This window comes from Providencia sp. PROV130 (assembly GCF_028482225.1).
In the GTDB taxonomy this organism is placed as follows: domain Bacteria; phylum Pseudomonadota; class Gammaproteobacteria; order Enterobacterales; family Enterobacteriaceae; genus Providencia; species Providencia rettgeri.
Genome location: NZ_JAMPQC010000024.1, coordinates 1 through 13388, shown reverse-complemented (window position 1 = coordinate 13388; position 13388 = coordinate 1). Strand labels below are relative to the sequence as shown.

Genomic DNA, 13388 nt, shown 5'->3' with positions numbered 1-13388 from the left:
ACTTTTCACTGATCCGATGAGTATTTTCAAGTGAAATAGTTCATAATAGAAGCTAAATGACAGTCAGGAGAGACTTAATGGCAACGGCACCAATTACTAAGAAACTTAAAAAAGCAAAAGGGCCGGCAAGTGGCGCAGCTGCAGCAGGACAAGTTCAATCATTAAGTCGTGGATTAACACTGTTGGAATATATCTCCGAATCAACAGGGGGAATCGCCCTCACTGACCTTGCGATGCAAGCTGGCTTACCAAACTCAACAACACATCGCCTATTAATGACGTTGGAACAACATGGATTTGTTCGCCAAACCGGCGATTTAGGCCTATGGGTTATTGCTTCTCATGCCTTTATCATTGGTAGTAGCTTCTTAGAGAGTCGTAATTTGTTAGCCCTCGTTCACCCGATACTGCGTCGCTTAATGGATGAATCTGGGGAAACCGTCAATTTAGCTATCCTAGACCATACAGAGTACGATGCCGTCATTGTTGACCAAGTACAATGCAATGCGCTAATGAGAATGTCAGCACCGATCGGTGGAAAACTGCCATTACACGCTTCGGGTGCAGGCAAAGCGTTTATTGCTAATTTAACAGAAGACAAACTGATTCCACTTTTAAGCCGTAAAGGTTTACATGCTTATACGCCTTATACATTAACTAACCCATCCGCCTTAAAAGAGAATTTACAACAAGCTAAAAAACAAGGTTTTTCTTATGATGATGAAGAGCATGCTTTAGGGCTACGCTGTATTGGGGCTTGTATTTATGATGAGCACAAAGAAGCGTTTGCAGCTATTTCTATTTCAGGCCCATTATCACGTATCACGGATGACCGTATTACTGAATTAGGCGCCATGGTAATCAAGGCCGCAAAAGAAATAAGCCATGAATATGGTGCAAACCGCTAGCTTAGCGGTGAAAAGTGAAATACAAAGCAACCTGTATTTCACTTTAGCTTAACCTTACAGAGCTTTTACTGCCCTCTAATCACCTTGCTGGTTTGTTGATACATTAGGCAACAGCGAGGTCTTTTCAAATAACTTAAATTTTTGCATATCACGGTACTTTTCAATGAGTGCCAACGCGATAGCCTCTGTTTCAGCATCCGCTTGTCCTTCAATATCTCTCGGCCGGAAATGCAGTTGGAAAGCACGTAATGTTTTTTTCGTCTGTGAATCTAACTTACCTGATAGAGGAATTGTTGAATAGCCGTAAAAATGAAGTGCTTTTTGAATGTGTAACACGCTTGCAGGCTCATTAGCATTACGCCCCGCCAAAAATTTAGTCACGGTTTTAGGATCTGGCCAAGCCCCTATACCATGTTGAGCAAGACGTTGCCATGGAAATGCTTTACCTGGATCTTGCTTGCGCAGTGGTGCGATATCACTGTGACCAATAATATTTTCTGGGGGAATGCTATAGCGCTTCATAATATCTTGGAGGAGAGGGATCAGTGCAGTAATTTGCGCTTCATTATAAGGAGCCCAATATCGTTTTCCTTTTACATCTTTTTGTAATCCAGCATTGACGATTTCAATCCCAATAGAAGTATCATTCAAACCATTATGCTGTAGCCAATAACTTTCACCTGCATGCCATGATTTTAATGACTCAGGAACGAGTTGTAATACAACAGGCCGGCCATTTTTAGTTTCAGGTACACTTGGAATGAGGTAATGGGAGCTCACCTTACCTTGCGTTAATGTGACTATAGAATGCGCATCATCAGAAACGGTGTAGTGAATAATGACATATTGAATACGTTGACTACTATTTTTTGATGGGTAACGGTTATCGAGATAGTAACCCTTGTTCGAGGCCGAACAGCCTAGTAGTAAAAAGGTAAATAATATCCCTATATATTTGAACATCGAACCATAACCTTACTCTACTATTAATTAAGCTATATTTAAGCATTCCGTGGTCAACAATACTATCAATTTTCATACACCAAAAACCTAATAATATAGATAAAACAATAAAATAAATGTTAAAATACATAGTGTTAAAACCTTTTCAGTTCATATTAGAAACAAAAAAGGTTTCATTACTCCGTAGAAAGTTCCTTTTGCATTAAAAAGTAGGAGATATCACAAAAACAGAAGTAAGTACTAGAAAAGTTATCATTATGAGTACCAACAAATTCATCGACCATTAAAATAAAGATAAATTGAATTGATTATTTTTATTTCTAGAAGCTAGATTTTAAATTATTTTCAATTTTAAGTACTTATCATAAAAAATAATTTTCCAGCTACTATGTAAAATTAATCGTTTAGTTCTCTGTAACGTATAAGTTATAAACTATTTTCTTATACTGGAGATTTCTATAAAGAATAAGGTAATTCATAAAATTTTATAAAGAGAAATAAAAAAATAATCTTACTTAGTTTACTGCTAGCTCATTTTTTCATACTCAACCTGCTTAGCAATTATTTTAGTAACTTCATTAATATCAATATCTAAAAAAATGACAATTTCAATTAGTTTATCTAAGCTCAACTTATTAACACCTAATTCATACCGTGATACCTGCTGTTGACTCAAATGAATAATTGAACCTAACTCATTTCCTGACAATCCCTTACTTACTCTAGCCTTACGTAAATGATTACCTAATAATGCATAAACATTTTTCTTTTTAGCTATATGCATAACCATCTCCTAAATTTAAATAAGAAAAATAATTTAGCTAGTCTTATTCATTATAAAATTAATCATAACTATTTAAAATAGTTATGAGCAATCAAATGTCACAAGATTGATAGGCAAACATCATTTTTATATACAAAAAAAAAGACCTGCATAATATGCATAAAGCAATCTATTGCTTTACAATAGTTTTTTTATTTTTATAAAAAAATCATCACTCTATATTTTTTTTGATCAAATCGATAATTTAATATACTTTTACATTTTAAATGTTACTAGCAATAATTAGTAACCAATCAAAATAATTGTATGTTTTTTATTATTAATTATTTTTCATTTTATGTGTTAATTTTATACAGACATAAATATTGGATTTGCTCATTTTTTAAATCAAAAAAACAGGCTAATAATTTATTTTATTATTATAATTCCCATAATAACCAGATTAATAATCTGATTTAGGCCTAAAAACAACAATCCCTGCCTTCCCTTTTAAATAACTATTCAGTTCGATATCAATAACCTGAAAACTTCTACGCAGTGAAGAAGCATTTCTAAATATTGTTTTATTCTCTTTACGTATTACAACCCCTACATGGCTCACATCTAACCCATGATTTTCTGAATAAATACCAATGTAATCCCCCGTTCTTAATCTTGACACTAAATCATCATCTATATATTTAACTGGAATATAGTTTATTACTCTATCCTTTATAGGTAAACCCGATATATATCGCTGATCATGATATTTTAAATTAAGTTGTTTATTGACTTTAATGGCATGTGAACTTAGTTCGTTAGTAATATCTACCACAATAGCTTCAGGTTCTTGCGCCCAATCAGAAAAAAAATGCCGACGATGCTTAAAGGTAATATTTTGGTTGATATACCGAATATTGGTTAAGTTTAATACAAACTGTTCGTAATTTTTTGAACGCTTAAACGCTTCGGTGTACTCTATGAATGTCATACAGTCCATCTCTTTCAAATTAATCACTAATTCTTCGGCTAAAAGTGGGCTCATATTCAATGTTTGTTTATTGTAAGGTGTGGTTAAAAAGTATTGTGTCAATGCATCAATTTTTTCTGCTTGTGAGGCATTGTGTAATTGGATTGCCGCTTGCCCATTAAAAACCTCAGTTAAAATGTTATATGACCCCGAAGCTAAAACAACCTCAGCCCTAACAAAATTTGCTAATAACAATATAAATGCAGCTATAGCTAACCTTAACATTCCACCGTTCTTCTCATTAATACAACCTAATCTTCGACAATTATCTAATTGAATTTTGATGATAAAATCACCAAACAAGCCACTATAGCATGCTTATTTGTCTATTTCCTACCCTGTCCATACCATATTATAAATTTGATTCAGATCACAGATAGCTTCGAATATTCATTTTCTATATTGCAACGCCTTCGCTTTCATTTAACAATGTTACCGGTAACATTAGTGCTATAGTACTCGAGTAAATAACGATAGGCATAACCCAAATTGACTTGCAGTTTGATTCATCTTTTTACTGCACTATGGAGCAATTATCATGAGCGTGACCACCTCTAAAGAGACAAATCCTTCGGTGATCAATAAAGAACTTGATCGCATCACTCAACGTATCATCTCTCGTTCAGTGAGAACTCGAGCTGCTTATCTCAAAAAAATAGAACAAGCTCGTAGTATGACCGTCCATCGAGCATCACTCGCTTGTGGTAACCTTGCCCATGGCTTTGCAGCATGCCAAAACGAAGAAAAACAAATTCTTAAAAGTATGACTCGCTCTGATATTGCTATCATCAATTCCTACAATGATATGCTTTCAGCGCATCGTCCCTATGACAAGTACCCAGAACAACTCAAAAAAGCATTATTAGAAACAGGCTCAATTGGCCAAGTCGCTGCAGGTGTTCCCGCAATGTGCGATGGTGTAACACAAGGTCAAGATGGGATGGAGCTATCGATGCTAAGTCGAGATGTCATTGCAATGTCAACTGCCATTGGCTTATCCCATAATATGTTTGATGGTGCGCTCTATTTAGGTATTTGCGACAAAATTGTTCCAGGTTTAATGCTTGGCGCACTTTCATTTGGCCACCTTCCTGCGATATTTGTCCCAGCAGGCCCAATGGCAACGGGTTTACCAAATAAAGAAAAGGTTCGCATTCGCCAGCTGTATGCTGAAGGCAAAGTTGATAAACTCGCCTTATTAGAAGCGGAAGCTGCGTCTTATCATGGTATCGGCACTTGTACTTTTTATGGTACTGCCAACTCAAATCAAATGATGATGGAAGTGATGGGATTACATCTACCCGGCGCATCATTTGTACCACCTGATTCTCCACTACGAGATGCATTAACAGAAGCTGCCGCACGACAAATTACGCGTTTAACTGAACAATCAGGTCAGTACTTACCTATCGGTCAACTGGTTAACGAAAAAGTGATTGTCAACGGCATCGTCGCATTACTTGCAACGGGCGGCTCAACTAACTTAACTATGCATCTTGTGGCTATAGCTAGAGCGGCTGGGATCATTATCAATTGGGATGATTTCTCCGATATTTCTGCCATTGTTCCACTTATTTGCCGTATCTATCCTAATGGCCAAGCGGATATCAACCAATTCCAAGCCGCAGGTGGCGTCGCTTTGCTTATCCACCAGCTATTGCAAAAAGGTTTATTGCATAATGATGTCCACACCGTCTCAGGGTTTGGACTAGCACGTTATACTATGGAACCATGGCTAAATAATGGTCAATTAGAATGGAGAGAAGGCCCTAAAACCTCATTCAATCCTGAAGTTATTGCTGAAATAGACCGCCCTTTCTCACCTCATGGCGGTACAAAATTACTCTCAGGGAATTTAGGACGCGCCGTGATGAAAACATCAGCAGTTCCTGAAGAAAATCAAATCATTGAAGCTCCAGCAGTCGTATTTAGCAACCAAAATGAGATCGCAGCACACTTTGAAGCTGGCGAACTCAATAAAGATTGTATCATCGTTGTCCGCTTCCAAGGCCCATCTGCGAATGGTATGCCTGAGCTTCATAAGCTAATGCCACCTCTTGGTGTCCTTATGGATAAAGGCTACAAGGTCGCGCTAGTCACTGATGGCCGCTTATCCGGTGCATCCGGCAAAGTACCATCCGCAATTCATGTCACACCTGAAGCTTATAATGGCGGACTGTTAGCAAAAGTAAAAAATGGCGATATCATTAGGGTAAATGCATTGACTGGAGAATTACAATTACTGGTTGATGAAGAAGAACTCAATAAACGCCAACCCTTTGAAGCTGATTTAACTGCTGAACGTAGTGGCTGTGGAAGAGAGCTTTTCGGTGCATTAAGAAAACACTTATCAGGTGCCGAAGAAGGCGCTTGTAGCATTGATTTTTAATCTATTTTCATTGAATAGGAATAGAAAATGAATAATTGGAAAATGACCGCTGAAAGCGTATTAAAACAAGGCCCTGTTGTCCCTGTTATTGTTATCAAAAAATTAGAACAAGCGGTTCCTCTTGCAAAAGCACTAGTCAAAGGTGGCATTAAAGTTTTAGAAGTCACTTTACGTACCGAATGTGCTATTGATGCTATTCGCCTCATTGCCAAAGAAGTACCAGAAGCGATTATTGGCGCGGGTACTGTTATTAATGCAAAACAACTCTCTGAAGTCACTGAAGCTGGAGCACAATTCGCAATTAGCCCCGGCTTGACGGATGAATTACTCAATGCCGCTACCAAAGGAAATATTCCTTTAATCCCTGGCATTTCAACTGTTTCTGAACTTATGCTTGGCATGCAGTATGGTTTGAAAGAATTTAAATTTTTCCCAGCGGAAGCCAACGGTGGCGTTAAGGCGCTAAAAGCTATTGCCGGCCCTTTCTCACAAGTCAAATTTTGCCCAACGGGTGGAATATCACTCGCTAATTACCTTAGCTATTTAGAACTAGATAGTGTTCTGTGCATTGGCGGCTCTTGGTTAGTTCCTGAAGAAGCTTTGAATTCAGGTAATTACGAAAAAATCACCCAACTTGCACAAGAGGCTGTACAAGGCGTAAAAAAATAACGCCTCGAAAAACGACTCAGTCCCTTGCTGGGTCGTTTTTAGCTGCCTTTAATGAATACTATTATAATGATACAACCTCATTGAAGTTATGACAAAAACGTAATTCTTCTCGGTAGGCATAAACATCTTCTACATGCCCCGCTAAAATCCTATTTTGTAACTTTTGCCAATAATCTGCTGAAAATAAATCTGCATGATATTGTTGCAAGTAATGACGAATTTTCTCATTTTGACAAATAAAAGAGGCAAACTCTTCAGGAAAAACATCTTGCTCACCAATGCTATACCATGGCTCACTAGACAACTCTTGCTCAGGGTATAATGGCTCAGGAATTTTACGAAAATTCACTTCAGTCATATAACAGATTTCATCATAATCATAGAAAACAACACGGCCATGACGTGTTACCCCAAAGTTTTTAAATAACATATCTCCAGGAAAAATATTTGCAGCCGCTAATTGCTTAATCGCCCAGCCATATTCATTTAATGCATTATGCAATTGTGTATCAGAGGCATTATCCATATAGATATTCAATGGGATCATCTTTCTTTCCATATACAGATGACGAATCAATATGTTATCACCTAAATCTTCAATTTGAGATGGAGTCTCTTTCAATAACTCCGTCATTAGTTCATCGCTGATAGAGGATTTACTAATCACAAAATTTTCAAACTCTTGGGTGTCAGCCATACGACCAACTCTATCGTGCTCTTTAACCAAACGATAGCATTCTAAAACCCGCTCTCGTGTTACCTGTTTTTGTGGTGCAAATTGGTCCTTAATAATTTTAAAAACCCGATCGAAAGAAGGCGATGTAAAGACCAGCATCACCATTCCTTTCACACCTGGTGCAACCGTAAATTGCTCTCGTGAAAAATTAATATAGGCGAGGTATTCTCTGTAGTACTCTGTTTTTCCATGCTTTTGACAGCCAATTGCCATATATAATTCAGCAATTGATTTACTGGGTAAGATCTCCCTCAACCAAAAAACCAGTGCTGCAGGAAAAGGGGCATACACCATAAAATAGGAACGAGCGAAACCAAACACAATACTGACTTCATCAAACTCGGTTAAACACGTATCGATATAAATGTTCTGGAAATCATCATGATGAATAGGAAGTAAGAATGGATAAACCTCATCATTAATATAAATTTTACCAATCAGCCAAGCGGCCTTATTACGATAAAATAGCTCATTTGCGATATGAAAGCTGACTTTCTGGCTTTCAATATTGGGAAATTTTGTTTTTAATACATTGATAATACAATGAATATCTAAATTCAAATCCCGCCATTTTAGCCTTAGTGGCAATCCACTTAATATTGCAAACAATAACTCACCTAAATTATTATTAACAACGTATTCTCGAGCTAGAGGCCTAGGAGCAATAGAAAAGCGTCTCGCAGGCTGAGACGTAAAAATAAATAGGTTATCTTGTGTCAGCTCCCGATGCTGAAATAGCCGGCAGTAAACTGAATTAAAAAAGCTTTCCGCAATTTCAAACCTTGGGTAATCCGGTAATAAGGTTTTATAAACATTTTTTATCTGTGCCAGTTTATCTGGCGTTAAAGATTGAACTAACCCCATAAACTGTAGCTGAGCGACAACTAACCCAACATGGTGGTCATACAGTTGAATTCGCCTTTTCATTGCATGCTGAATTGCATGCCAATCTGCCTGTTCAAACCTTTCTTGTGCACCTGAGGTTATTTCAAGGAAACGACCATATTGAGCATCAAACCCCTGTAAAATAGTCTGAGCTATTATCTGTTCTGTCGTCAATATCATAACCACCCCTATTAGAATACAGACTCATTTTGAATAAAAAACAGGCACTAAACGTGCCTGAAAAATTAACAGATATAGCTAACCAACAAAGACACCAGAAACACCGATCAAAAGGAAAATAATCTGACTAGAATTGCTCTTCTTCAGTCGACCCAGTTAAAGCCGTCACTGATGAAGTACCACCTTGAATAACGGTTGTCACTTTATCAAAATAACCTGTTCCCACCTCTTGCTGATGCGAAGAGAAGGTATAACCCTTATTAATTGCAGCAAATTCGCATTCTTGAACTTTTTCAACATAATGCTTCATGCCTTCACCTTGTGCATAGGAGTGGGCTAAATCAAACATGTTGAACCACATACTGTGAATACCTGCCAGCGTAATGAATTGGAAGCGATAGCCCATTGCTGAAAGTTCATCCTGGAAACGCGCGATCGTGCTGTCATCTAAATTCTTTTTCCAATTAAATGATGGAGAGCAGTTGTAAGCTAACAATTTACCAGGAAATTTAGCATGAATAGCCTCAGCGAACTGCCTTGCTGCTTCAAGGTCAGGTTTTGACGTTTCACACCAAACAAGATCTGCATATGGTGCATAAGCTAGCCCGCGGCTAATCGCTTGCTCAATTCCTGCTTTGGTACGGAAAAAACCTTCAGAGGTGCGTTCTCCAGTAACAAAAGCCGCATCATAAGCATCGCAGTCAGATGTTAGGAGATCTGCTGCATCGGCATCCGTTCTAGCAACCAAAATAGTTGGTACACCTGAAACATCCGCCGCTAAACGAGCAGCAACCAGCTTCTGAATAGCTTCTTGAGTAGGTACAAGGACTTTCCCACCCATATGACCACACTTCTTAACCGCGGCTAATTGATCTTCAAAATGGACAGCCGCAGCCCCTGCCTCTATCATATTTTTCATGAGTTCGAAGGCATTTAATACCCCACCAAACCCAGCTTCCGCATCCGCGATAATAGGTAAAAAATAATCAATATACTCTTTGTTGTCAGGGCCAATACCATTCGCCCACTGAATTTGGTCTGCACGACGGAAAGTATTATTAATTTTCTTAACTACCGATGGCACTGAATCAACAGGGTAAAGTGATTGGTCTGGATACATACTTGATGAAGTATTTGCATCCGCGGCTACCTGCCAACCTGATAAATAAATAGCTTCAATACCTGCTTTCGCTTGTTGTAGCGCTTGCCCACCCGTTAAAGCTCCCAGTGCATTTACATAACCTTTCTTTGAACCGCCATGTAATTGCTCCCAAAAGCGTTCTGCACCTTTGCGTGCTAAAGAGTGTTCGATATTCACAGAACCACGTAATTTCACTACTTCTTCCGCAGTATATGGGCGAGTAATACCTTTCCAACGTGGTTTTTTCCATTCACTTTCTAATTGGGCAATTTGTTCTAAGCGCGATGTTGTCATGATCCAATTCCTTTATAAGAATATGTAGGGTTTATCGAATTTTCTATTTACTATGCTTAATCTAATAATTGGTATCCAGGGATAGTTAGGAATTCTATAAGTTCATCCTGCGTTGTAATGCGCCTCATTAATTCCGCAGCCTCACGAAAGCGGCCGCTTTGAAAACGCTTATCACCAAGTTCTTTTTGGATAACCTGTAACTCTTCATCCAGCATTTCTTCAAATAATGCCTTAGTGACTTTTTCACCGGTGGACAATGTTTTACCGTGGCGGATCCATTGCCAAATTGAAGTACGTGAAATTTCTGCTGTCGCAGCATCTTCCATCAAACCATAGATAGGTACACAGCCATTCCCTGAAATCCATGATTCAATATATTGCACAGCAACACGAATGTTAGCCCGCATCCCTACTTCGGTTCGCTCGCCCTCACAAGGCTCTAACAGCTGATTAGCAGTAATTTCTTCATCTAAATCACGAGATACATGTAGCTGGTTTTGGTGCCCAGCAAGTGCTTGATCAAACACGTTCATAACGGTATCTGCTAAACCTGGGTGCGCAACCCAAGAACCATCGTGCCCATTCTTCGCTTCTAATTCTTTGTCTGCTTTTACTTTCGCTAAAATAGTTTCATTTTCTTGAGGATCTTTGCTCGGTATAAAAGCAGACATTCCCCCCATCGCAAATGCGCCACGCCGGTGGCATGTTTTAATTAATAAGCGTGAATAAGCACTTAAAAATGATTGTGTCATTGTGACAACTTGGCGGTCAGGCAATACTCGGTCTGCATGCTCTTTCAGTGTTTTGATATAACTAAATATGTAGTCCCAGCGCCCACAATTTAGCCCCACGATGTGGTGACGCATGTGATACAAGATTTCATCCATTTGGAATACTGCGGGTAATGTCTCAATCAGTACGGTTGCTTTAATCGTTCCCCGAGGTATGCCCACCAGATCCTCTGCCATACTAAAGACATCGCTCCACCATTTAGCTTCCTCCCAAGACTCAAGTTTTGGGATGTAAAAATAAGGACCACTTCCTTTTTCTAATAACGCTTGGTAGTTATTAAAAAAGTAAATAGCGAAATCAAATAGTCCACCAGGAATCGGTTTGTCGCCTAATAAAACGTGTTTTTCATCTAAATGAAGACCACGAACACGTGCAATCAAAACTGCAGGAGCTGATTTTAATTGGTAGACCTTTCCATTTTCATTGGTATAAGAAATATCACCGCGAACTGCATCCCTTAAATTGATTTGTCCATCGATCAATTTTTCCCATGAAGGTGAGAGGGAATCTTCAAAATCTGCCATAAATACTTTTACATTAGCATTCAAAGCATTAATAACCATTTTACGTTCAACCGGCCCCGTAATTTCGACACGGCGATCTTGTAAATCTTTAGGAATACCTTGTATTTTCCAGTCTGATTTTTTTATGGAATTAAATTCCGAAATAAAATTAGGCAAAGAACCTGCGTCTATCTTTTGCTGTCTGAGCACTCTATCTTTTAATAGTTTTTCTCTATGAGGAAGAAACTCTTCAACCAGCCTAGAAAGAAATGCAATGGAATCAGTATGTAATACTTGATTATCAAGCTGTTTAATATTCTTTGTGAATGTTAATTCCGATATAGATAATTGCTGCTCCATCGACCAAACCCTCATTCATCGTTGACTATGAATTAAGCATAAGATCAAAATATAAATAAATCAAAAACGATTTCCATTATATTTAAAAACAATCATATCATATTGATAAAAATGAATTTTTAACAAAATTACAAATTGACTATCTATTCCTTTAACTATATTTAAATGTTAAATAGTCGTTAAATCAACTAATTATAGAAAACTGTATTTTTAAAATTTTTCTTTGGAAACAAAAAAAAGCAGCTAAAAATAGCTGCTTTCAGACTAACTATGGTTCCACTTTTTACTATATAAGCTTGATTTAAACTGGTATAACCAGTTTAAATTCTTATTTAATTGTAATTCTTAAATTTATATTTCTTTTTTTAATCTAATGTTGGTTCCATATTCGTAAGATCAAACGGTGTGATCTGATACACATAATAATTCAGCCAATTTGAGAACAACAAGTGCCCATGACTACGCCAACTCACGATCGGAGGGCCGTTGGGATCATCATTTTTGAAATAATTACATGGGATCTCAGGCGAAATTCCAGCCTCTAGGTCACGCCAATATTCTTGTGCCAGAGTGTCACCATCATATTCAGGATGGCCAGTCACAAATGCTAAGCGTTTATCTTTTGACCCAAATAAATAAGCGCCTGCCTCCTGTGAACTTGCTAAGATCTCTAGATCAGTATGCTGTCGGATAAGATCTTCAGGAAAATCGGCGTAACGAGAGTGAGGTGCATAAAATGATCCATCGAACCCTCTAGTCAATAAAGCGTACGGTTCTAACGTATCATGCTGATAAATCCCTGATAATTTTTCTTCTCTGGTCCATTTTGGTAAGTCATACAATACCTTTAAAGCAGCTTGTACAGCCCAACACACGAAAAGCGTTGAAGTAACATGCTTTTTTGCCCATTCGATAACTTTTTCAATCTGCTCCCAATAGCACACATCAGTAAATTCAACTAGCCCAAGCGGTGCACCAGTTACAATCAACCCATCAAAGTTTTGATCTTTAATATCTTCAAAATCACAATAAAAATTATTCAAATGCTCAGTAGGGGTGTTTTTAGACTCTCTCTGATCGATACGCAATAATTGGATATCAACTTGCAAAGGCGTGTTTGATAAAAGCCTAAGAAACTGATTCTCCGTTTCTATTTTTTTAGGCATCAAGTTCAGAATCAGCACTTTCAAGGGACGGATCTCCTGAAGACTCGCTCTTGTCGTTGTCATGACAAAAACATTTTCTTCACGCAAGAAATTAACAGCAGGTAACTCGTCTGGTAAACGAATTGGCATCATTCATCCCCTTTTACACATATATACGTTTAGACTTCTAGAATGCTAAATAATCTAACCAATGTTATTCGTCTTGTCGAGCGTTTCAAGGTTAAATGAAATAATTTCAAGCACTGTAATTTATAGCTTATTCCTAATGATTATATACAAACATTAATCTTTTTATTTTCAATATATTGTATTAGTGACTGCTATTTTTATTTACCATAAACTATTTAAATTTTTCGATAAATTATATCTAAGATACCGTTATTTGATTGGCCTATCAGGTTAACTTCTATACCACCGGCCAAGTTATGGTGATGATTTAATTTCCATTACAAATATGAAATCAGAGTTGTTACTCACTACTTTGCATCCCTCAATCGCATTCCTCCCCTGAATGCTAAGGGTGTAGCTCCTTGATTTAATTCTCCCCCTCTTAACTCCCCATCCCTCTTTGCAGCCCAAATAGAAGTGAGTTGTTACTCACTACTTTGA

Annotated in this window: 10 protein-coding genes; 3 read left to right on the top strand and 7 right to left on the bottom strand. The window is 37.7% G+C overall.

All coding sequences use genetic code 11. From position 1 onward, the window contains the following. Positions 1-77 precede the first annotated feature (77 nt). On the top strand, positions 78-908 hold the full coding sequence (gene iclR, locus PSF28_RS16500) for a glyoxylate bypass operon transcriptional repressor IclR (RefSeq protein ID WP_210838990.1): 831 nt from the start codon (positions 78-80) through the stop codon (positions 906-908). Between the two features lie 75 nt (positions 909-983). Here the strand turns inward: iclR and PSF28_RS16495 are convergent, their stop codons facing one another. The 3 genes from PSF28_RS16495 to PSF28_RS16485 form a co-directional block, all read right to left on the bottom strand. Next, positions 984-1871 (bottom strand): N-acetylmuramoyl-L-alanine amidase, encoded by an 888-nt coding sequence (locus PSF28_RS16495; RefSeq protein ID WP_272685373.1) that lies wholly within the window; start codon positions 1869-1871, stop codon positions 984-986. Positions 1872-2397: 526 nt separating this feature from the next. Then, positions 2398-2655 (bottom strand): helix-turn-helix domain-containing protein, encoded by a 258-nt coding sequence (locus PSF28_RS16490; RefSeq protein WP_238563030.1) that lies wholly within the window; start codon positions 2653-2655, stop codon positions 2398-2400. 442 nt (positions 2656-3097) lie between these two features. Further along, positions 3098-3889, bottom strand: a complete 792-nt coding sequence (locus PSF28_RS16485) for an N-acetylmuramoyl-L-alanine amidase-like domain-containing protein (protein ID WP_272685372.1) — start codon at positions 3887-3889, stop codon at positions 3098-3100. A gap of 313 nt (positions 3890-4202) precedes the next feature. On the opposite strand from PSF28_RS16485, the gene edd reads away from it, so the two are divergent. Both edd and PSF28_RS16475 read left to right on the top strand, forming a co-directional pair. After that, positions 4203-6053 carry a phosphogluconate dehydratase gene (gene edd, locus PSF28_RS16480; protein ID WP_272685371.1) on the top strand — a complete coding sequence of 617 codons (1851 nt, stop codon included), beginning with the start codon at positions 4203-4205 and terminating at the stop codon, positions 6051-6053. A 27-nt stretch (positions 6054-6080) separates the two neighbouring features. Beyond that, entirely contained in the window at positions 6081-6722 is a 642-nt protein-coding gene (locus PSF28_RS16475) for a bifunctional 4-hydroxy-2-oxoglutarate aldolase/2-dehydro-3-deoxy-phosphogluconate aldolase (RefSeq protein WP_272685370.1), read from the top strand. Between the two features lie 61 nt (positions 6723-6783). Here PSF28_RS16475 and aceK read toward each other — a convergent pair whose 3' ends face one another. From aceK to metA, 4 genes are all read right to left on the bottom strand, one after another. Further along, positions 6784-8523, bottom strand: coding sequence for a bifunctional isocitrate dehydrogenase kinase/phosphatase (gene aceK, locus PSF28_RS16470; RefSeq protein ID WP_272685369.1), 1740 nt, complete (start codon positions 8521-8523; stop codon positions 6784-6786). Between the two features lie 127 nt (positions 8524-8650). Next, positions 8651-9958 (bottom strand): isocitrate lyase, encoded by a 1308-nt coding sequence (gene aceA / locus PSF28_RS16465; RefSeq protein WP_140172881.1) that lies wholly within the window; start codon positions 9956-9958, stop codon positions 8651-8653. A gap of 56 nt (positions 9959-10014) precedes the next feature. Further along, on the bottom strand, positions 10015-11613 hold the full coding sequence (gene aceB / locus PSF28_RS16460; RefSeq protein ID WP_210840174.1) for a malate synthase A: 1599 nt from the start codon (positions 11611-11613) through the stop codon (positions 10015-10017). A gap of 365 nt (positions 11614-11978) precedes the next feature. Beyond that, entirely contained in the window at positions 11979-12908 is a 930-nt protein-coding gene (metA, locus tag PSF28_RS16455; RefSeq protein WP_210840517.1) for a homoserine O-acetyltransferase MetA, read from the bottom strand. Between the last annotated feature and the right edge of the window lie 480 nt (positions 12909-13388).